The organism is Roseburia hominis A2-183 (assembly GCF_000225345.1).
Classification (GTDB): domain Bacteria; phylum Bacillota; class Clostridia; order Lachnospirales; family Lachnospiraceae; genus Roseburia; species Roseburia hominis.
The window spans coordinates 2998473-3020471 of the sequence record NC_015977.1; the positions used below are offsets into that span (position 1 = coordinate 2998473).

20 protein-coding genes are annotated in these 21999 nt (G+C 50.3%); 6 read left to right on the top strand and 14 right to left on the bottom strand.

Going from position 1 to position 21999, the window contains the following annotated elements:
• The first annotated feature begins 53 nt into the window (after positions 1–53).
• A complete protein-coding gene (locus tag RHOM_RS13440; protein WP_014080845.1) occupies positions 54–1172 on the top strand; it encodes a hypothetical protein in 1119 nt (372 codons plus the stop codon).
• 148 nt (positions 1173–1320) lie between these two features.
• On the opposite strand, the gene RHOM_RS13445 is transcribed toward RHOM_RS13440, so the two are convergent.
• A complete protein-coding gene (locus RHOM_RS13445) occupies positions 1321–3396 on the bottom strand; it encodes a methyl-accepting chemotaxis protein (protein ID WP_014080846.1) in 2076 nt (691 codons plus the stop codon).
• Positions 3397–3674: 278 nt separating this feature from the next.
• Here RHOM_RS13445 and RHOM_RS17740 point away from each other — a divergent pair, with 278 nt between their 5' ends.
• Positions 3675–3830 carry a hypothetical protein gene (locus RHOM_RS17740; RefSeq protein ID WP_014080847.1) on the top strand — a complete coding sequence of 52 codons (156 nt, stop codon included), beginning with the start codon at positions 3675–3677 and terminating at the stop codon, positions 3828–3830.
• On the opposite strand, the gene RHOM_RS13450 is transcribed toward RHOM_RS17740, so the two are convergent.
• Together RHOM_RS13450 and RHOM_RS13455 are read right to left on the bottom strand one after the other, a co-directional pair.
• Positions 3809–4531 (bottom strand): response regulator transcription factor, encoded by a 723-nt coding sequence (locus RHOM_RS13450; protein ID WP_014080848.1) that lies wholly within the window; start codon positions 4529–4531, stop codon positions 3809–3811. The genes RHOM_RS17740 and RHOM_RS13450 overlap by 22 nt on opposite strands.
• A gap of 28 nt (positions 4532–4559) precedes the next feature.
• A complete protein-coding gene (locus RHOM_RS13455) occupies positions 4560–5045 on the bottom strand; it encodes a hypothetical protein (RefSeq protein WP_014080849.1) in 486 nt (161 codons plus the stop codon).
• Positions 5046–5247: 202 nt separating this feature from the next.
• Here RHOM_RS13455 and RHOM_RS13460 point away from each other — a divergent pair, with 202 nt between their 5' ends.
• Positions 5248–5430, top strand: coding sequence for a ferredoxin (locus RHOM_RS13460; protein WP_014080850.1), 183 nt, complete (start codon positions 5248–5250; stop codon positions 5428–5430).
• 37 nt (positions 5431–5467) lie between these two features.
• Here RHOM_RS13460 and RHOM_RS13465 read toward each other — a convergent pair whose 3' ends face one another.
• From RHOM_RS13465 to RHOM_RS13490, 6 genes are all read right to left on the bottom strand, one after another.
• Complete coding sequence (locus tag RHOM_RS13465) at positions 5468–6874, bottom strand: MFS transporter (RefSeq protein WP_014080851.1); 1407 nt, start codon at positions 6872–6874, stop codon at positions 5468–5470.
• A 57-nt stretch (positions 6875–6931) separates the two neighbouring features.
• Entirely contained in the window at positions 6932–8074 is a 1143-nt protein-coding gene (locus RHOM_RS16605; RefSeq protein WP_014080852.1) for a GGDEF domain-containing protein, read from the bottom strand.
• A 27-nt stretch (positions 8075–8101) separates the two neighbouring features.
• Positions 8102–9253 carry a GGDEF domain-containing protein gene (locus tag RHOM_RS16610; RefSeq protein WP_081468009.1) on the bottom strand — a complete coding sequence of 384 codons (1152 nt, stop codon included), beginning with the start codon at positions 9251–9253 and terminating at the stop codon, positions 8102–8104.
• A 123-nt stretch (positions 9254–9376) separates the two neighbouring features.
• Positions 9377–11371 (bottom strand): 2-isopropylmalate synthase, encoded by a 1995-nt coding sequence (locus RHOM_RS13480; RefSeq protein ID WP_014080854.1) that lies wholly within the window; start codon positions 11369–11371, stop codon positions 9377–9379.
• Between the two features lie 128 nt (positions 11372–11499).
• Positions 11500–12135 (bottom strand): endonuclease III domain-containing protein, encoded by a 636-nt coding sequence (locus tag RHOM_RS13485; RefSeq protein ID WP_014080855.1) that lies wholly within the window; start codon positions 12133–12135, stop codon positions 11500–11502.
• A gap of 18 nt (positions 12136–12153) precedes the next feature.
• On the bottom strand, positions 12154–12513 hold the full coding sequence (locus RHOM_RS13490) for an MGMT family protein (protein ID WP_143761732.1): 360 nt from the start codon (positions 12511–12513) through the stop codon (positions 12154–12156).
• Positions 12514–12704: 191 nt separating this feature from the next.
• Here RHOM_RS13490 and RHOM_RS13495 point away from each other — a divergent pair, with 191 nt between their 5' ends.
• Both RHOM_RS13495 and RHOM_RS13500 read left to right on the top strand, forming a co-directional pair.
• On the top strand, positions 12705–14351 hold the full coding sequence (locus RHOM_RS13495; RefSeq protein ID WP_014080857.1) for a SulP family inorganic anion transporter: 1647 nt from the start codon (positions 12705–12707) through the stop codon (positions 14349–14351).
• A 141-nt stretch (positions 14352–14492) separates the two neighbouring features.
• Positions 14493–15992 carry a methyl-accepting chemotaxis protein gene (locus tag RHOM_RS13500; protein WP_014080858.1) on the top strand — a complete coding sequence of 500 codons (1500 nt, stop codon included), beginning with the start codon at positions 14493–14495 and terminating at the stop codon, positions 15990–15992.
• A 624-nt stretch (positions 15993–16616) separates the two neighbouring features.
• Here the strand turns inward: RHOM_RS13500 and RHOM_RS13505 are convergent.
• The 3 genes from RHOM_RS13505 to RHOM_RS13515 all read right to left on the bottom strand — a co-directional run bounded on the left by RHOM_RS13505 (position 16617) and on the right by RHOM_RS13515 (position 19404).
• A complete protein-coding gene (locus tag RHOM_RS13505; protein ID WP_143761734.1) occupies positions 16617–17246 on the bottom strand; it encodes a hypothetical protein in 630 nt (209 codons plus the stop codon).
• Positions 17243–18784, bottom strand: a complete 1542-nt coding sequence (locus tag RHOM_RS13510; protein ID WP_014080860.1) for a flotillin family protein — start codon at positions 18782–18784, stop codon at positions 17243–17245. The genes RHOM_RS13505 and RHOM_RS13510 overlap by 4 nt, the downstream gene beginning before the upstream one ends.
• A 182-nt stretch (positions 18785–18966) precedes the next feature.
• The gene (locus tag RHOM_RS13515) at positions 18967–19404 is read right to left on the bottom strand and encodes a CBS domain-containing protein (protein ID WP_014080861.1); all 438 of its coding nucleotides are present in this window, start codon (positions 19402–19404) and stop codon (positions 18967–18969) included.
• A 180-nt stretch (positions 19405–19584) separates the two neighbouring features.
• Between RHOM_RS13515 and RHOM_RS13520 the strand changes: the two genes are divergently transcribed.
• On the top strand, positions 19585–20946 hold the full coding sequence (locus RHOM_RS13520) for an MATE family efflux transporter (RefSeq protein ID WP_014080862.1): 1362 nt from the start codon (positions 19585–19587) through the stop codon (positions 20944–20946).
• 165 nt (positions 20947–21111) lie between these two features.
• Here the strand turns inward: RHOM_RS13520 and RHOM_RS13525 are convergent, their stop codons facing one another.
• Entirely contained in the window at positions 21112–21408 is a 297-nt protein-coding gene (locus RHOM_RS13525; RefSeq protein WP_014080863.1) for a type II toxin-antitoxin system RelE/ParE family toxin, read from the bottom strand.
• A 3-nt stretch (positions 21409–21411) separates the two neighbouring features.
• A complete protein-coding gene (locus tag RHOM_RS13530) occupies positions 21412–21660 on the bottom strand; it encodes a type II toxin-antitoxin system prevent-host-death family antitoxin (protein ID WP_014080864.1) in 249 nt (82 codons plus the stop codon).
• Between the last annotated feature and the right edge of the window lie 339 nt (positions 21661–21999).

Consider the following 21999-nt stretch of genomic DNA (forward strand, 5'->3'; position numbering starts at 1 on the left):
TGCTTTCTATGTCTGCTTGTTATTGTAACACACCTGACGGAAAATGAAAACGCATGATGGCATCTAATTCTAAAATGTGCTATGATGTCGGTATGCGCTGCGGGCATCCGTCCGCACACACATACGGATTACTTTTGGAAAAGGAGTTCTTCATGGAAACTTATAACGATCAATTATTTCCCCCCGCATTTCTTGTAAACTACACGAAGGAGCCTGCCGGCAGACAGCGTGTTCTCACCTACTCGCTCTTTCGTTTTCTATCCTGCGTGTCAGAAGAGCATCCGGATCTCGCACAATTCCTCGCAGATCAGGTTTCCTGCCCGTCGGCCGAGGACAGCTTTGAGACACTGGAGGATTATCTCTCTGCAGACGACTATTTCTCGCCTTCCATCGCAGCGGACGGCTTTGAACCGTTTTATCTGTATGCCGCCATTGTGCTGACTGCAGGGGTTCCTTTCGGCACCACCACACCAGTTATCAACTCTCTGATAGAAGATCATGCGCCAGAGGCTGCCAGCCTGCCTTACGCAGACGGCAATCTGCCGCTGGATGCCCTGCTCGTGGACTGCCGGAACTTCTACGCAGCACTCTGCCTGTGCCTGATGCATCACACGGACGCACTGGCTGTTTTGCTGCCGCAGTTTTTAAATGCATACCGTCCGGAATATCACTTCAGCTGCGAGTCTTTTGTTCTCTATGACTTTATGGACGAGTATTTTGAGCAGCATGACTGTCTGCACCATCCGTCCTTTGTCCAGTTGACGGATACCCTGGTCGCTGCCACCTTAAACTACTACAACACCGATTTTGGCACACTTCTCGAGACCGAGATCGCCCAGAACCTTTCCGGAACCGGCTCCCGGTTTGCAGGGCTTAAGCGCTATGGCAGCGTGCGTCTGCCTGCCATCACTGACACAGATAAGGCATGCCATATGCTCGCCAACCTGTTCCGCTATGCCGCCCTTTACGAGCTGCGCAGCCATCTGTTTGATTTTCATCTGGATGAAGACCGCCTGATCACACTCGACAACTGGCAGACGGAACTTCACTGGCACTATGTACAGTATGCGAATGTCTATCAGCTTGCGCTTGACTCCTTTCAGTCTGCTATACTCTCCAGAGAGCTGCTGCACCGGCAGTTTCTGCTTAATCTTTCCTGCCTGAACCTCTGATTGCGCGTTCTGATGCAGTGTGACCCCTGCAAATTTTGCTTTATAAAATGCAGTTCTCTCTGCGTTCAAGAAGCGGCAGCCAGCCGATCTCATGATCGACTGGCTGCCGCTTTTTTATCTTCTATTATATTCTCTAAATGTTCTTCGCCTATTCTGTCTTAAATACGGCGATCTCGGTCTTAAGACCTGTCATATTATCTCCCAGGCTCTCCGCCGTGCCGTTTAAGTTCTCTACATTCTGCTCCAGACTTGCGGCAACCTTCTTCACCACTTCGGCGCTTGCTGCCGTCTCCTCAATGATAGAAGAAATATTATGTACTGCCTCAAGCGTATCCTCGCGCTCCTTATCGGCACGCTCCGTTCCGGCAAGAATCTCCTTTAATCCGTCAAACAGCTTATCCATGGCATCGCTCATATCCTGGAATACACCGATAACCTCACGCACTGCTTCGGTCTGCTGTGCAACCATCTCGCCCGCCTGCTTTGCGCTCTCGACGCTCACGCCGGTCTGCGCACTGATATTCTCCACATTATTGCGGATCTCTCCGGCAGCCTCCGCCGAATTGTCTGCAAGCTTACGGATCTCCTCGGCTACAACCGCAAATCCGCGTCCTGCCTCTCCGGCTCTTGCCGCCTCAATCGATGCATTGAGCGATAACAGGTTCGTCTGCTCCGAAATATCTGTAATGACAGAAACAAACTGATTGATCGTCTCCGATTCGCGCTTCAAGTCTTCGATGCTTTCTTCCACCTTCGCGGTCACAGCTGTCGTCTCATTCGCGCGCTGTCCCAGCTGTTCGATCCGGTCCATACCTTTGCGGATCATCTCCTCCGCCTCAGACACAAGCGTCTCTACCTCGCGCGCCACACGGTTGACTTCCTGAATCTCCTCGGAAAGCGTTCCCGTCTTGCTCACGCACTCCTGCGCATGTGTGGACTGCCGCTCCATGCCCTCGTTGATCTCACCGATCGCGTTTGCTATATCCTGCGAATACTCCTGAATAATACCGGATGCATTCGTCACTTCACCGGCAGATGCCGCCAGCTTATCCGTCGCCTGGCTGACCTTCTGCACCAGCTGCTTGTTGTGTGCGATCATGTCATTTGCCGCAGCAGCAAGTCCGCGGAACTCGTCGCGTCCCTTCACGGACACGGTCGTTGCCAGATTACCTTCCGCCACAACCTCAAGGCTTCCGGAAATACGCTTCATATTCTTGCGGATTCCGCTTGTCACTGCGGTTCCGATCAAAAGTGCAATGATACTGGAGATCAGAACTCCCGCTATCGTGATCTGCTTAATGGACTCTGCCTGTCCGGTAATGACCTTTAACGGCACCAGTGCACACATCGTTGCCCCGGTATCCTCACTCTTGCTGTGGAAAAACAGATACTCTGTTCCGTTGTACTGCACCTGGCTTACGCCGTCCGTCTCACTCGCCTGCAGATAAAAATCCTTGTCTGCAAAAATCGTCTCTCCCTCGACCGGCGTTCCCTGTTCGTCTCCCGCATTGCGCTTCACTGCAAGCTCTCTGCCGCCTGCAGTCACGAATCCCACAATGCTTCCGTCTCCCAGATTCAGTCCCTGCATGAACTCTGTGACTGCCTCCGCCTTGATGTCGATTACGATAACCGCCTTACCGTTCTGCGCGGTTGCCTGATATACCATAATGTATCCGGACGGGTCGATGCTCAGATACTCATCCAGCGCATTGTGATGGTCATCCCACTGTCCCAGCTTGCCATCAGCCGCCATCTCATCCATGTACTCTTGGTAAATGCCCTTCTGCGCCTTGCTCTTCGTCGAGATCATCTGCAGATCGCCGGAAGGAATAATATAGATATTGCTGATATAGGAGTTGCCGACCTGGGAAGCAAGAATTCTTGTCTTCACCTGGTCAATCAACGCCCGCTTGGACGTTGGATCATTGTCGTAAATCCCCACAAAATACTTTCCAAGATCCGAATCCACCACGTATTTTAATGCCTCTGCACTGATGAACGAGTTGCTCGTATCGATATTCTGCAACGCCATCTCGATCGTCTGCTGCGTGGAATCGCGATAGGAACTGCTCATTCCGTCCGCCGCCTTGCGGTAGGAAATAATTCCAAGCACAATCATAAACAGAACCGGCACAAGAAAACACAGCACGATCTTCTCCCGGATTCCAAATGCCATCGTAACATTCGCGTTTCTTCGCTTTGCCTGCTTCTTCCCCTTTTTCATATTGATAACCTTCTCCCTGTTTCTTAACATATTACCCTTATTATAGCAAAAAACACAAATATTGCCATATATTTCTACGAAAAAGTACTTTATTTAACAAAATATAGCCATTTTGTTCAAAAAGCATACAATATTGCCTCTGCCTGGCTCCCGCTGCTAAAAAAGTGTTAAGTCTCTTCCTGGTACACTATGAAAAAATTAAAAAAAAGCGGCAAAATCCCCCTCCGTTTTCCTGGCTGTTATACTTGATGACAACTGAAACCAAAGGGGGATTTTATATGACAATCTTTGAACACATTTTTTCTGTGATCGGTATTCTTATCATTATCGGAGGTTTTATCTACGGAATCTATGATTCCTATTTTGAAGGCAAAGGCACTTCATCATCCAAAGCTTCCGCTTCAACCTCAGCTCAGACAACCGATGCCGTCTGACTCTCAAGCATGCGGTAGCCCACACGCGGGATCGTGGTAATGTACGTCGGATCCATCGGGATCTTCTCTATCTTCTTGCGGATATTTGTCATATTGACCCGCAGAATACGGCTGCCGCTGCTTGCATACGGTCCCCATATCTTCTCTAACAACATCTGATACGTCACCACAGTTCCCGAATTGAGGGCAAGACACTCCAGAATCCGGTATTCCACTGGCGAAAAATGAATCTCCTCCCCGGCAAGGCTTACCTGTCGTCTTGAAAAATCAATCTTCAGATCTCCTGCCTGATAAAAGCTTCCCTGTCCTCCCGGAATCCTTCTGCGCAGCGCGGTGTAAATTCTCGCCGCAAGCTCCTGCTCATGAAACGGCTTGACAATGTAGTCGTCCGCTCCCGCATACAGGGCATTGACTTTATCCATATATCCCGTCTGTCCGGATACAACGAGAATCGGACAATCCGTCCACTCTCTGAACCACTGGATCAGACCAATCCCGTCCATATCGGAAAGCTGGGTATCCATCAGAATCAGATCCGGGCAGATACTGGTGCTCATCTCCATGCCGGAGCGTCCGCTGGTGGAAGTATAAAGCCTATAGTTCTCCCGCAGCAGCACCCTGCGGATCAGATAAAAAATACTTTCATCCTCATCAATCAGCAAAATCTTTACTCTGTCACTTATTTGGTTTTTATAGTTCACTGAAACTGCCTCCTGTCATTACGTTTTTCTATATATGTAAGTAATTCAGAAAGCAATCTCCTTTCTTTCCATCTGTCTGGTGTATATAATAGATATTCTCCCAATGGTAAATCATGCGACATCCGTAACGGCGGCTTAGAATCCGGCAGACAACGCATACCAGAAGCATCACCCACACAACCACCGCCAGCAGTTTGGACAGCAGGCTGCGCATGCCCGCCTGCTCCCGCATGACGACTTCATCCAGCACGGAATGAATCATCGTGAACGTATCTGTGCAGGCATCCGGATTTGCGTCCCTTGCTTCCAGCAGCGTCTGTGCAGACATCATATTCTGCCAGGAACCTTCGTGCCTCATCTCTCCCGTCAGAGCAGCCTGCCCGTCTGCCACGCAGGCTGCAGCATTTCCACGCTCCGCCTTGCCTGCCGGATCCGGTACCACATAAAAAAAAGACAGCAGGAGAGCCATCGCCATCAGACAGCATACCAACTTATGTCTTTTGCTGTTCGCCATTTCTCCCACCATCCTTTCCGCATTTGCTAATTATTGTAACATATATTCTTTTTATATCAAACTTGTATTTGTAAAATCATCTTTTTCTTAATTTCTTAGCGGTTTCTTAACGGCTTTTTCGTATATGACGCGTTTACACCGGCAACCCTAAACAGGTAACCATCATTCACCTCCCCCGGGAGGTTCACAGAAAGGATGCCCTATGAAAGCAAATGTGATCGAAGGCTGTATCAGCTGCGGGCTGTGTGCCAGTGTATGTCCGGAGGTCTTCCGGATGAACGATGAAAATGTATCGGAGGTCTATCATCAGCCGACGCCGGAACAGGAAGATGCCACGCAGGAAGCCGCTGACGGCTGCCCGGTGAGCGTCATCGAAATCGAGTAATCCCCGGCAGAGAAAAAACATCTGCCCGCCGCACCAGTCAGTGCTCAGCGGGCAGATGTTTTTTCTTGAGTTCCTCCACGTTTTTCTCCACGCGCCGCTTATCCAGCGGGTACACAAACCACAGAATCGCTGCCACAACAAAAAATCCGATCGCAGGCACCAGCGTTGCTGTGGTGTACAATCCACGCCGCACCACATCCGTCTGCGCCGCCGCAGCCGGCTCATACCCGATCACCTGCAGCGCCCATCCTCCGATGCCTCCTGCCAGCGCCTGTCCGACCTTTCTGGCAAACGAATATACCGCATAGACGGTTCCGTCATCCCGGTGCCCGGTCTGCACTTCCTGATCATCGATGACATCCGTGATATTCGCCCAGATCACTGTATTAAAAAAGCCAAGCCCGAGATATCCGATTGCCCCGAGCCACAGAAACAGCCACATATTCTGTAATTTCAGCACATACATGACTGCAAATACAACACCGGAGAACAGCATCCCCGCCACGGACGCCTCCTTTTTCCCAAATCGTCTGGAAACAGGCACACCGAGCGGCGCTACCACCAGCAGAATCACCAGTGTGGACAGCAGCGTGAACAGCGAGATGCCGCGGGCATCCCCGAAGTAATCCGGATAAATATAATTGTTCATCGTGCTGATTAACAGCTGGGAGAGCAGCAGAAATACCGCGGCTCCAATCATTCCGAGAAGCGCACGGCTCCTCGCAATCGCACCGAGCGTTGCCGCAAAACTCACAGATTCCGCGTCCACGTCACGCTCCACCGCCACCCGCTCCGTAGTCATGCGGTAACAGACCAGATAGCAGAGTAACGCGAGAATCGAGAAAATGCCCGCAACCACCGTAAATGTTCCGCCGCCGCGCACGACCTGATTGCCGTCTGCATCGGTCGTGTACAGAAAAAGCGGCGTCACGATGCCGATCACAAGCCCCGCCAGTGTCGCCCCAATCGACCGGAATGTCGATAATGCCGTCCGCTCCGATGCCTCCGTCGTGATCGCAGATGCCATCGAACCATACGGAATGTTGATCGATGTATAAAAAATACTTCCCCACAAAAGATAAGTAACATACATGTAGACAATCTTCCACGGCATAGATGCCTGCGCCATGGCAGTCTGGTACATTAAAAAACTCGACAGCGCCACCGGTCCGCACATCCTGCGGATCCAGCATCGGAACTTTCCATCCCGCGCCGGCGGTGCCGCGTCGACGATGCGTCCCATCGTCACATCCGTGAATGCATCCACAAATCGTGCGACCAGAAACAGTGTCCCCACCATTCCACCGCTGATACCGAGTACCTTGGTATAGAATACCATCAGAAACGAGCTGGCAAAAATAAAGGTAAAATCGTTGCCAAAGTCACCGAACATGTAGCCGATCTTATCCCGCCTGCCAAAGTCTCTCACTTCTCCATCCTTCATTGCACTAACCCTCCGTCTTCTGCTCCCATCGGAACGTATGAAGAGAGTATGCCCGGATTATCTGTCCTGTATACCTTTTTTCTGGCGGTACATGCGCTCATCCGCAAGCGCCAGCAGTTCATGGCTTTTTTGCTTTCCCTGCTCTCCCCGCATCGCGCAGCCGATACTGATCGACAGCTGCCACGGGGTATCCGCTCCCCAGGCAATTGCATTTACATTCTCCTGTGTCTGATGAATAATCACGTCCATCTCGTCCTGCGTCTTACCTTTTACAATCACAACGAATTCATCCCCGCCGTAGCGTGCCAGAAACGCCTGCATATTGCCAAAGGTGCGCTTTAACTGCTCCGCCACCAGCCTGAGCACCTCGTCGCCGGTCACGTGACCGTAGGTATCGTTTACTTTCTTGAACTTGTTCACATCCATCAGCAGATAGCAGCAGGTCTCCCGCTCTCCGCTGCGCTCGTCAAGTTCCCACATATACTGATCCAGTCTGCGTCTGTTGTTAAGACCGGTCAGTCCGTCCTGCGTTACCTGACCTTTCTGAATACCAAGATACACCCACAGCAATGCTGCAACCGTGAACGCCCATGCGGCATCCATGGAAAATATTTTTTCTACCAGAATGCCCGCAGCAGGGAACAAAAACGCGGCGGCAAGCTTCCCCAGTTCTCCCCTGCGCTGCGCACTTCCGGCACGGCGCGCACCAAACGCAGCAAGAAGGAATGCCACCACAAGGTATAACATGCCCACGGCAGGTATCAGATATGCCGCAGGTCCCTTTTTATAGTAATTCACCATATTGATAAAATAGACCGCCTTCGTCCACGGGTTTGAGAGCAGCACAGCACTGCCGATCAGTGCCGGTATCGCCAGAATCCAGCATTTTATCCCTCTCTGTCCGTTTCCGTCCTGCGCCACATCCAGCACATACAAAAAGCACAGGTAGGCGCATGCCAAAAGGCCGAACGCATACCACACCCCCAGCCCCTTTAACAAAATCCTTGGACCAAATCCGCCTTTTCCGAGATTGCACAAAATCGCTGTGCGGCACAGTAAAAGCAGTACAAACAGCAGCATCTCCGTGCGCAGCACGCGTGTCCTCCACGAAAAAGACAGCGTCCGCCTGGTATTATGGCGCATCATAAGCAGCGCAACCGCCGGTATGAAATTGATCTGTAAAAATGCTGCCGTACTCACGCAGTCCGCCTCCCCATGCACCGCGCTCTATGCGCGCATACGTTTCTTTTTCTGTTTCTCCTCATACATCCGCTCATCCGCCTGCTGTATCAGGTTCTCCCCGCGCCTTCCGGCTTCATGCCAGAACGCGTAGCCGATACTCATGGACAGCTGCAGCGGAAGCTGTCCCTCTTTGTTAAACCGGTCGATACCTTCCTGGATCCGCGCGATCGCTTCCTCAATCTGTTCCTGCCCAAACCAGTCTCCGAGCACCGCAAACTCATCCCCTCCATAGCGTGCGAGAAATACCGGATCTTTGCCGAACACCCCCCGCAGAATATCCGCTGTATGCCAGAGCGCCTCATCGCCCACCGCATGTCCCAGTTCATCGTTGATCCGCTTGAAATCATCCACATCAATCATCAGAAGTCCCCACTCGTGCTCCGGGCACAATTCGATCTTCCGCTGCAGATGTGCGTCAAACTCCCTGCGGTTATTCAGTCCGGTCAACCCGTCTGTCGTGATCTGCCGGTTCTGCGCATTCAGATAAATAAACAGTACTGCCAGTGCCACAAAAGGTCCTCCCGTGCGCCAGCTCTCCGCAAAGCTCTGCACCATTCCGCCCACAAGGCTGAACACGCCTGCCTCAAGCAGATAGCGCGTCTCTTTCTGCCCTTCCTTGGTAACCTCCTTCGGATACGCCGTCGCTGTCAGAATAAGTCCCATCAGATACATCGCAATACTTACCAGCTTTGCCGGCAGACTGCCGTGATTTAAGCTGTAGGACACCGCATGCACGCCCCATCCTTCCGTGCTCAGTCTCCAGGGAATGATCACCGTAAGCAGCACCACAGCAATAGCGGTTCCTGTCATAACATGGCATACCGCAGCCGTCCACCGCCGGTTATGCCGCACAGAAAGCTTTCCGTTCACATACAAAAGCCAGGCATACGGTACTGCTGTCAGGAAGAAGCAGTACACCAGATACCCGGCATACAGCACCGTAAACCGATGTACATAAAGCTGCAGTGCATGATACGTCACATCACTGCCCATCATGCAGATAATCAGAAACGGAAGAAACCCGAAAATCCGGTCTCCCTGCGTCCGTTCCTCCCGCTTCCAGTTATTCATTCCGATGGCAAGGAGCATCACTATAGGAAACAGGTAGATTTCAAGCTGTTTAAACTCTTCCATCATGCATCCTCCTTACCTAAGATTCTCCTATTATACCATTATTGTTTCTGTCTGTCAGTAAAAAACAGGGAAAAAGTACCACAATACCTTTCCCCTGTTCCCAGTTGTCATTCTATTCTTTGAGAATTACTGATATTTTCTGCGAAACTGCACCGGCGTCATCTCATACGCTTTTTTGAACAGCCGGTTAAAATGCTCCACATTCTCGTAACCCACGTAGGCGGCAATCGACTCTACGGTCTGGTTCGTCTCCTTTAACATGGTGCGTGCTTTTTTCATGCGTGCCTTCTTCACCGCATCCTGGAAGGTCATCCCGGACTTTTCCTTAATGTATTTGGAAAGGTACGGTTTGGAGAGATTAAACTGATCTGCCAGCACATCCAGCGTCACATCCGCATAGTGATTCTGTATGTAATTCATGATGTCAACAATCCGCTCCTCGCGTCCCTCCACGATGTTCTCACTCTTTAACATCTTGTTGGCAGCGGATACCAATGCCGCGATCGAGCTGGTGATAATATCCTCGTCAATTCCGACGCCCCAGTAATTCTTGCCCTTGCAGATAATCTCCACATACGCCGCAGCCTTGGAGGAGGATCCTTCTGAAATGGCGTGCTCCTCGTATACGGCAAGCTCGTAGCTGATGCCGAAATACATCTTGATTGCGTTGCTCACGGCGTCCAGGCGGCCGTTTCCTGTCGTCTCAATCGTGCGGCGCTCCTTGTTGTGCTCGATCACCAGGCGTGATGTGATGCCGTCCTTCTGCTCGAAATGACACTCTGAAATCTGAAAAGCATCGCACAGGTTGACATAATGTTCTTCAAAAATCCGGTAAATTGCTTCCGGCGAGAGTTCCTGATGTCTGCGATCCGATACACCCTTGACCAGATAACCGACTTCTTCCTTCATCTTATCCGGCAGATCCATACCGAAGTTCTGCTTTAATACGAATGCGACTCCGCCCTTGCCGGACTGGCTGTTGATGCGGATGACATCCGACTCGTATTCCCTTCCGACATCCTTCGGATCCAGCGGCAGGTACGGCACATCCCAGCGGTCGCCGCTCTTGCCCGCTTCTCTCCACGCCATACCCTTGGAGATGGCATCCTGATGGGAACCGGAAAATGCGGTAAATACCAGATCTCCGGCATACGGTGTACGCTCGTAAACCCGCATACCGGTAAAGCGCTCGTATTTCTCGCGGATCTCGCTGATATTGGAAAAATCAAGCTTCGGATCGACACCGTGGCACACCATATTCATCGCCAGCGTCACAATATCAACGTTTCCGGTGCGCTCTCCGTTTCCGAAAAGAGTGCCCTCCACGCGATCCGCACCGGCAAGAATACCGAACTCCGCATCGCTGATGCCGCATCCTCTGTCATTGTGCGGGTGAACGCTCAACACCACATTATCCCTGTATTTCAAATGCTTGTGAATATACTCGATCTGGCAGGCAAATACATGCGGCATCGCAATCTGTACCGTGGTCGGAATGTTGATGATCGCCTTGTGCTCTGCATCCGGCTTCCAGACATCGAGCACTGCATTGCAGACCTCCACCGCATAGTCCACCTCTGTGCCCGGGAAGCTTTCCGGACTGTACTCAAACGTAAAATTGCCGTCCGTCTCCGCCGCGAGTGTCTTTAACAATTCTGCCCCGTCCACTGCCAGCTTCTTGACTTCTTCCTTGCTCTTCTTAAACACCTGTTCCCGCTGTGCCACCGAAGTGGAATTGTACAGATGAATGACTGCGTGAGGCGCTCCCTTGACCGCCTCAAATGTCTTCCTTATAATATGTTCTCTTGCCTGGGTTAAAACCTGCACCGTCACATCCTTCGGGATCATGTCGCGCTCGATTAACGCACGCATGAAATTGTATTCCGTGTCCGAAGCTGCCGGGAAACCGACCTCGATCTCCTTAAATCCGATGTCGACCAGCATCCGGAAAAATTCAAGCTTTTCCTCCAGTCCCATCGGCTCAATCAGCGCCTGATTACCATCCCGCAGATCCACGCTGCACCAGATGGGCGGCTTCTCAATGCTGTCCTTCTTCACCCAGTCATATGTCACCTCCGGCGGCATAAAGTATGATTTTCCGTATTTTGCTGCAATATTCATATCTTTCCTCCATACAAAATAATTCAAGAAAGTTGATTTCTGTTATTCATTTCGTATATACTATCATACCCCTTACGCTTCCGCAAGGTGCGTTTTTAATCAAATATATTGATTTATTTTATCTTTTTCTAAATTCCGGCCTTTTTGCAGATGTCATTGAGACAGCAGCGGTCGCAGTACGGTGCTGTCCGCGCGGTACAGACTGCACGCCCGTGATCCACAAGCCTGTGGCAGAAATCATTGCTCTCCTCCGGCGGAATCAGCTTCCAGAGTGCCATCTCCACTTTCTTTGGTTCCCTGATCCCGTCCACAAGCCCGATGCGGTTCACCAGGCGGATACAGTGCGTATCGGTGACGATTGCCGGCTGTCCAAAGACATCCCCCATCACCAGATTGGCGCTTTTTCTGCCGACTCCCGGAAGTTCTAACAGTGCATCAAAATCTTCCGGTACCTTTCCCTGGTACTTTTCCTTCAACATCTTCATGCAGGCGGAGATGTCGCGCGCCTTGCTATGTCCCAGCCCGCACGGTTTTACAATGCGCTCAATCTCCTCCACATCTGCATCCGCAAGTGCATCCACATCCGGGAATTCCCGGTACAGATCCTGCACGACCACATTGACTCTCGCATCGGTACACTGTGCCGCCAGTCTCACACTGACCAGAAGCTTCCATGCATCGTCATAATCCAGCGAGCATCCCGTGTCCGGATACTCCTTTTTCAAGCGCTCTATCACCTGAAGTGCCAGTTCCTTTTTTTGCATATTTCTCCTCCGTCTCTCTTAAATCCGGAACTTCTTCCACTGATACAGTTCCATATCCACATAGCCGTCAGTTACTTCGACGCCCTCTGCCTCCAGCAGCAGCTTCTGCTCATTCACACCGCCGAATGCAAAGGCATCCGAAAGTCTGCCTTCCCGGTTCACCACACGGTAACAGGGAATATGCGCGGGATCCGGGTTCACGTGAAGCGCGTAGCCAACCACTCTTGCCCATCTGGGATTCCCTGCAAGCGCCGCCACCTGTCCGTAAGATGCCACACATCCCTTTGGAATCTGCTTTACGATTTCATAGATCTTCTGATAAGAATTGCCCGACTCCGCCATGATTGCCGCCTTTCTTCCTATATCATTTATTATCATCTATCTTAGCATACAATCCGGCTTTTCACATCTTCTTTTTCCTGTAAAATGTCTTCCATTTTTCCCAGTTTTGCTCACCTTTCCATGTGCTTGTATTTTTTCCCATGCGTTCTTGCGTTCGCGTTTGTAAAGTGCTAAAATTCTGACTTGTGTTTATAAAAATTTAATAATTACAGACTGAGGAAATGAAAATGAATGAATTGAAACCAAAACTATTTGACGTCTTAAAGGACTACAGCAAAGAACAGGCCATGCGCGACGTGATCTCCGGTATCATCGTTGCCATCATTGCCCTGCCACTGTCGATCGCGCTTGCCATCGCATCCGGCGTCGGGCCGGAGCAGGGGCTCTATACTGCCATCATCGCTGGATTTTTTATCTCGTTTTTCGGCGGCAGCCGTGTGCAGATCGGTGGTCCTACGGCAGCCTTTGTAGTCATCATCTATGGCATTGTCACGGATTATGGCACGGCAGGCCTTACTGTCGCAACCATTCTTGCCGGCATTTTTCTGATCGTAATGGGAATCTGCCACTTTGGTTCTCTCATTAAATATATTCCTTATACCATCACAACCGGTTTTACCTGCGGTATCGCTGTGACCCTGTTTGTCGGCCAGCTCAAGGATTTCTTCGGACTCTCCATCGCATCCGTGCCGTCCGGGTTCGTGGATAAGGTCATTGCCTACGCCACAAATATTTCCACCATCAACTGGACTGCCACCGCTGTGGGCGCCGCAGCTATTGTCATCATGCTGCTCTGGCCGAAAGTCACCGACAAGATTCCGGGATCTCTGATTGCGATTATTGTCACGACCGCCGTTGTCTACTTCGCGGATCTCCCGGTCAACACCATCGGCAGTGTCTACGGAGAGCTTTCTTCCTCCTTCCCGACACCGCATGTTCCGGCACTGTCCATGAAACTGGTGCAGGAAATGCTCTCACCGGCATTTACCATCGCGCTGCTGGCAGGCATCGAATCCCTGCTGTCCGCTGTCGTCTCGGACGGAATGATCGGTGATACCCACAAATCCAACGCCGAGCTGGTCGGTCAGGGACTCGGAAATATTTTTTCCGGTATTTTCGGCGGTATCCCGGCAACCGGTGCGATCGCCCGTACCGCAGCCAACGTCCGCAACGGCGGCCGCACCCCGGTCGCCGGCATCGTGCACTGTATTACCTTAACCATTATCCTTCTGGTGCTCATGCCGCTTGCCGCTTTGATCCCGATGACAACGCTTGCCGCTGTTCTTCTGATTGTGGCTGCCAACATGGCAGACTGGACTTCCTTTTTCCGTCTCTGCAAAACAGCGCCAAAAAGCGATGTCATTGTGCTGGTGGCAACTTTCCTGCTCACCGTATTTTTCGATCTTGTGATCGCGATTGAAGTCGGCGTTGTGCTCGCCGCCATGCTTTTCATGAAGCGTATGGCAGAAACCGCCGATGTGACCGCATGGAAATATCTGGATGAGCCGGACGTTACCCCGGGCGAAGCGGAAAAACTGCGCGATATTCCTCACACCATCCGTGTCTTCGAGATCAGTGGTCCGCTGTTTTTCGCCGCCGCAGACCAGATCTTACAGATCAACAGTGACAAGGCTACCCGCGTGATTGTCATCCGCATGCGCAGCGTCCCTGCCATCGACGCCAGTGCCATGAAATCACTGCGCGAACTGGCCGACCGTGCAAAAAAGAAAAAGATTACACTGGTTTTCTCCCACGTCAACGAACAGCCGATGTCCGTAATGGTCAAAGATGGCTTTACCGAGTACGTCGGAGCCCAAAATTTCCATGCAAATATCGTAGAAGCTCTGGATTATGCAGAAAATCTGGTAAAATAGTCCTGTTCCTCTTACATCTACTTTATGAACATCCGCCAAACTGTTACAATAATAACAGGAAAAAGGCATCGGTGCACAAGATGCACCGGTGCCTTTTTTACATTTAGAGTAATACGGTATTTACAAAGGAGGATTCTTTCTATGGATAATCGTTTGACCGATCTTTCCCATCCGGCAGTTGCAGCACAAAGCCGCAATAAGACAGCCATTGCCGGCACCTGCACAATGAATACGGTACTTGCGGCGGCCTACATCGCAGAAGTCTTAAAAGGCGTGCGCAGTCTTCCGTCGTATCTGATTTTTCTTCTGCTCTGTCTGCTGCCCTGTGTCACATCCATTCTTGCCTACACAAAGCAGAAGGATACCTCTAGTGTGCGCTATCTCTGCGGCGGCGGCTTTGCCCTTCTGTATGCCTATGTGATGTTTATCTCATCAACAGATCTGACGTTCTGCTATGTAATCGTAATGCTGTTGATTCTTCTGGTGTATGCAGATAAAAAGCTCGTTTCCCTGCTGTGTACTTATGCACTGGTGATCAATATCCTTGTTCTGGTCTTTCGTGCCGTTACACAGGGTTTCACCGCTGCCCAGATTACCAATGCCGAGATTATAATCGCCTGCATTATCCTTTCCTATATTTTTGTATTGATGTCTGTCACAAAGATTGCGCAGATCAACGATGCCAACATCAAAAAGGCTGACTCTGACCGCAGCCAGTCCGATGATCTTCTGCAGCTGACCTTAAAGGTTGCCGGAGATATGGCAGGAAATATCGATCAGGTTTCACACAGCACCTCACAGCTTCGAGATTCCATCGCCGGCACGCAGACCGCCATGGAGGATCTTACCAGCGGCACTTCCGAGACCGCCGCTGCCATCCAGGTGCAGCAACAGCAGACAGAAAACATTGACCAGCAGGTACAGAACGTATCATCCGTCACTGCCGAACTTCTCTCCTCCACCGCAGAGACCTCTGCCAATCTGACGGCAAGCAAAGATGTTATGAAGAATCTTGTGCAGCAGGTACAGGTCTCAGAGGCTTCCAGTACACGCGTCGCGGATTCTATGGAAGAGCTGAAGGAATATGCTGACAAAATGCAGAGCATCGTTGCCTTAATCAGCAGTGTTGCTTCCCAGACAAGCCTTTTAGCGCTCAATGCCAGCATTGAGGCAGCACGCGCCGGTGAAGCCGGACGCGGTTTTGCCGTTGTCGCCGAGGAGATTTCCAGCCTTGCCGGTCAGACCAATGGTGCTACGGGAGATATCAATCAGTTGATTGAGCACATCTCGCAGTCCATTTCCTCCGTTACCGACTCCGTCACTGAACTGTTCGACAGCAACAGGCACCAGAGTGAATACATTACTTCTGCTGCCGGATATTTTGATCTCATTGAGAAAAATACCGCAAGCATTACCTCCGGCATGTCCGAGTTAAAGCAGGGTGTGGATGCGGTATCTGATTCCAACAGCCAGATTATCCAGAGCATCGAAAATGTATCCGCCCTGACACAGGAAGTTACCGCAAGCGCTGGTGCGACCCTTGCCGGCTGCCGCACCAATCTGCAAAGCGTGGACGACATTGCCCTGATCATGCAGCAGCTTCAGGAAAATGCCAATGAACTGCAGAAAAATACACAGTAATCTTTTCTCTTCCATACAAAACGGGACTGTCGCATCAAACAGCCAGTCCTGTTTGATGTGGTAAGTAGTATGAAGAATGACCATGTCCTTCGATTTCAGATGGAATGCATCTGGAAATTCGGATCAAAAATGTGGCATTTCTAACCAGCCGGTTTTTGCATCTCCGATGATCCGTGTTTTTCCAAGTTTTGAACACTCCACGGGCGTGTCCGCAACCCGCAGACAATTTTAGGATTCTCGTGTGTCCCTTGTGGCACTGCTGAATAAAACATAACCGCGCGAAGCCGCTGTTTGAGCCGTCATCTGCCTTAACTTCAATAGCAGATGACGGCGAGTTCGGTTCGCGCGGTTTTATATTGTCTGTGAAGCAGTGCCGCTAGGGACACTAGGGAATCCGCTCATTGTCTGCGGTTTGTCGGACACATTCCGTGGATTGTCAAAACGTGGAAGAGACACGGAATTCGATGCAAAAATCCGGCAGGAAGAAATGCGCGCATTTTTTTCAACGAATGTTCCATCTACATTTCCATCTGAAATCGATAGGATGATCTTCCTCCTTATATTACTTATCACGTCAAACGGGACTGTCCGCTTTATGCGGCAGTCCCGTTTTTATAGATGTTCTTAGCGTCCGAGCTCCTGGCGGAGCTTTACCGTACGGCAGATTTTCTCATATCCGGTATTTGTTCTTAAAAGCCGGATCGTTGCCCACTTTTTCCGGGTGTCATCCCAGTAGCGCAGCACACTTCCGTCGATGCCTTCGGAACGGATAGAGGGCGTCTGAAGATGCTCGATCACGCACCCCATCGTATCCGTCCGCACTCCCTCGAGGTACTGCTGCGCCATGCTGCGGAACTCCTCGCTGCCCAGATACTCCCGGCGCCATTTCCGTCCTTTTTTCTCCTCGGAGAGCACCTTGTAATTATGTACGATCTCCCCGGCTTTTGTCACCGGTGCGGGTCCGTAGTCGCGGGCTGCAAAATGAACATAATACAACTGCCAGTCACTGGTGAGAAGGAACGCCCTGGTCGGCGTATTTACAATCTCCCCCACGCAGCAGATTGCCCCGATAAACCCGACCCAGAAAACTAATGTGAGAACACACGCCGCAAGCCCGAGTGCTCTACGGTCAAGGTTTGCGGCAAGCAGCGGGATCACCGCTATCGATCCCGCCGCTATCACGATAAAAACTGCCGCCGTAACAGACTGCCCCGTTCCCGCTCTGCGGTTGACGCCAACTTCCACCGTCATCACTCTGTCGTTGCCCCGTCCTGCGCATCCGGCTGTTCTGCGCCTTTCTTTTCATCTTTTACCACAAGATTCACGGAATCGAGTCCCGACACATTGATGTTGCGGTTCACCTGTGCATCGTAGGACTCTGCGTTGATGATGTCTGCCAGATCAATACCGGTCGCCTCTTTCATGCTCTCAAATACTTTTGCCATGACAACCGGCACATTGCCGGCAACCTGATCCACACCGTTTCCACCTTCTCCGCCGCCGATAATCGTGATCTTGTCGATCTGGCCGAGCGGCTCTGCCACTTTGGCTGCAATGTCCGGAAGTACCTTGATCATCATCTCTGCCACTGCCGCTTTATTGTACTTTGCGTACGCCTCCGCTTTCTTCTCCATCGCTTCCGCCTCTGCAATACCTTTGGCCTGGATCGCAGATGCCTCTGCCTCACCGACCGCACGGATACCGGCAGCCTCCTGTTCCTTGGCGTAACGCTCTGCCTCTGCCTGCGCTTTTCTCGCCTCCGCCTCGCGCTGTGCCTCGAACTGTCTCGCCTCCGCGTCCTTCTGACGCTGGTAAAGTTCTGCTTCCGCGCGCTGCTGCGCCGCATACTTATCCGCTTCCGCCTGTTTCTTGATCTCCGCCTCCAGAGACTGCTCCTTGACTGCAACCTCTTTCTGCTTCAGCTCAATCTCACGCTCCTGCTTTGCAATATCCGCGTTGGCGGTTGTCACCTCGATCGTCTTACGCTGCTCCTCTTTCTGGATCTCGTAAGCCGCATCGGCCATAGCCTTCTTCGTGTCCGCCTCCATCTGAAGTTCGGACTTCTTGATGGCAAGCTCATTCTGCTTCTTCGCGATCTCCGTCTGCGCCGCAACCGCTGCATCATTGGACTCTTTGTCTGCCGCTGCCTGTGCAACCTTGATGTCTCTCTCACTCTCGGCACGGGCAATCGCCGCACTCTTCTTGATCTTTACAATGTTGTCAATACCCAGATTTTCAATGACCTCATTGCCGTCCACGAAATTCTGGACATTAAAGCTGATGATGTCGAGTCCCATCGCCGCAAGATCCGGCTCCGCATTTTCCTTGACCAGGTTGGCAAACTTCTGGCGGTCGGATACCATCTCCTCGAGCTTCATCTTACCGACGATCTCACGCACATTACCCTCGAGAACCTCTCTTGCCACCCCGGCAATATACTCGGTGTTTTTATTTAAGAAGTTCTCTGCCGCAAGCCGCAGCTTCTCCGGATCGTTGCTGATCTTGATGTTGACGGTCGCATCGACATTGATATTGATGTAATCCGCTGTCGGCACGGCATTGCTCGTCTTGACGTCGATCGGAATCAGCCGCAGGTTCAGCTTATCCAGACGCTCAAAAAACGGAATGCGGATGCTCGCTTTTCCGATGACCACCTTGGACTTCTTCTTGACACCGGAAATAATGTACGCCATATCCGGTGGTGCTTTCACGTATCCGACGCACAGCAGTACGATGAGCAGCACGATCACAATCAGTGGAATCAATACTGTCGCTGATAAAATTGAATTCATTTGTAAATTCCCCTTTCTTTTGTATAAATGTTATGCCTTGTCTCTCCTTCATATTATAGCGGATTACCATTCTGTTTTGTGAAAAAAATAACAAATTTAAGAAATTCTTTTGTTCTGTCTCACTTATTTGCTGATAATTCTGACAGAAAGCGCTGTCACATAACCCGTATGGCTTACCATCACTATGCCTGATCCATGCCCCGCACGCCATTCTCCTGCGCGGCGGCCTTCTTCCCAAGGTATGCCAGAATATCTTTTCTCGTCACAATACCGATAAACACACGCTTGTCGTCCACGACGGGAACGAAGTTCTGGTTCATCACCTTGCCGAAGAGGTCTTCCATCGACTCGTCAATCTTGACTGCCTCATTGTCCCTGCGGCGCTGGATGGAGGTGATCGGCATATCCTCAAGCAACTTCAAATCCGGAAAATTGCGGTCCTTTAAAAACCAGAGCAAATCACCCTCCGTGATCGTTCCGATATATTTTCCCTCGCGGCTAAGCAGCGGGATTGCCGTATAGCCGTGATGCTCCATCTTCTCCAGAACCTGACGCATGGTATCGTCCTCATCTACATGCGCCACATCTTCCTTCGGGGTCAGAAAAAATAATATATTCATGATCTGTATAATCTCCTGTTGTTCTTTTTTTCTCATCTATTTTACCAAAAATTGCGGCACAGTGCCACCGTTTCACAAAAGATTCCCCAATCCTTGCACCATGCCTTGTAATCGCTACCGCAAAATGGTAGTATAGAAAGGTCGTTTTAACGTTATACCATTCAACAAAGGAGGTTTCCCATGCAGGAAAATAAAATGGGCACAATGCCTATCGATAAATTGATCATATCCATGTCTCTGCCAATCATGATCTCCATGCTGGTACAGGCTCTCTATAACATCGTGGACAGTATTTTCGTGGCTCAGATCAGTGAAAACGCACTCACTGCCGTATCTATGGCTTTCCCGATCCAGAATCTGATGATTGCCGTAGGTGTAGGTACTGCGGTCGGCGTCAATGCGCTCCTCGCCCGCTCACTCGGAGAGAGGGATTTCGACAAAGTCAACAAGATTGCGGAAAACGCTGTTTTTCTGGTATTGCTCAGCTATCTGCTGTTCCTTATCATCGGTCTGTTTTTCGCGGAACCTTTTTTCCGCAGCCAGACGGATATTGAAGAAATTGTTCTCTACGGAAAGCAGTATCTTACTGTATGCTGCTGCCTGTCCTTTGGCTGCTTTACCCAGCTGATGTTCGAGCGTATGCTGCAGGCAACCGGAAAAACCGTCTACACCATGATTACCCAGACCACTGGAGCGGTCATCAACATCATCTTAGATCCGATCCTGATCTTTGGTCTGTTTGGTTTTCCGAAAATGGGCATCACCGGTGCTGCAGCCGCCACCGTCATCGGTCAGATGATTGCTGCGGTTCTCGCTGTCGTCATCAACCAGACCAGAAATAAGGAGATTCAGCTGAGTTTAAAAGGCTTTCGCCCGGACGGCACCATCATCGGTCAGATCTATGCCATCGGCGTGCCTTCCATTGTCATGCAGGCGATCGGTTCGGTCATGAATTACGGTATGAACCGTATTCTGATCAGTTTCTCCTCCACGGCAACGGCAGTGTTCGGCGTTTACTTTAAATTACAGAGCTTCGTGTTTATGCCTGCGTTTGGTCTGAACAACGGTGTCATCCCGGTCATGGCATACAACTACGGCGCCGGCAGCCGCGAGCGCGTGGTCAAGACCTTACGCCACACGGTCACCTATGCCGTCTGCATCATGGCGGTCGGACTTCTGATCTTCCAGCTCTTCCCAACGCAGCTGCTTAAAATGTTCAGCGCTTCCGACACCATGCTTTCTCTCGGCGTCCCGGCGCTCCGGATTATCAGCTTAAGCTTTATCCTTGCAGGATTCGGCATCTCCTGCAGCAGCATTTTCCAGGCGCTCGGCAAAGCAGTCTACAGTATGTTTGTCTCGATCGCAAGACAGCTGGTTGCACTGCTGCCGGTTGCTTACTTTCTGGCGCAGTTCGGCAATGTCAACCTGATCTGGTGGGCGTTCCCGATCGCAGAGCTGATCTCCATTATCATGACGATCCTCTTCATGTTCCGGATTTTTAGGACGATCGTAAATAAGATCGGGGAAAAAGAGATGGTGTAAGGATAGAAGAACCACCTAAAAATAAAGCTTTCATAGCGTTTTGTATATTACGCATAATTACTATGGTAATTAAATGCCTACCTTCCACCAGTCAGGTACGAAGGTAGGCATTTTTATTTTTATTTTTATTTTTACTTGTTATTCCATCATTTTCTTCCGTTTAATTTAAAATATCTTCGTAATGTCCTGATGCCGATTCACCACCCGGTAAATCTCCACATACTCTTTTCCAATCTTATACAGCACAACATAATTCCCACAAATCACATATTTATAATCCGTCCGGAAGCTGACCCTTTTAGCAAGCTCCGATCCCATATACGGAAGTTGCTGTATATTCTCAATTCGAGCATATATCTCCTGAATGGTCTTTACTGCCATTTCTTCATTGTCTTCCGCAATATACTCTTTCATTTTCTTCAAGTCCTCTGCCACAATAGAATTAATCCGTAATTTCATCATAGGCTATACCCCGACAGATTTCTTCAGTTCATCCAAACTCATCCAGGCGCTTTCATCCTTAACTGCTTCTTCTGCTTCCTGTAGCTTCATCAACAGCTTTTTCTCTGCCTTCTCACGCTCATAGTCCTCAATATCCATAATTACAAACTTGCCTCTGCCATTTTTTGTCAGGAACACTGGCTCTCCAACCTGGCAATTTTTCAACACTTCATTATAATTTCTTAAGTCTGATACAGGTAATATATTCGGCATAAAATCAACTTCCTTTCCTGGATATCTTTTCTTTATTTACATATATTATACGAAATTAAGCTGTAAAATTCAACGTAAAATTCTACAGCTTCAAATTTTTTTAATAACATCCCTTCCATTTATCAATATTCTCACCATTCACATGTCTTATATATGCATAAAGAAAAGTCCCATAAACACCAGTCAAATCGAAGATTTGATTTGTTTACAGGACTTAACCATATCTTATATTATCTTAGAAATTCTCGATTAGCAAACACCCTGAGCGAGCATAGCAGCTTCTGAGGTGTCCGCAGATTTACCGGGGTTTTGAGGTCGTTTGTATATCACGTGTATAGA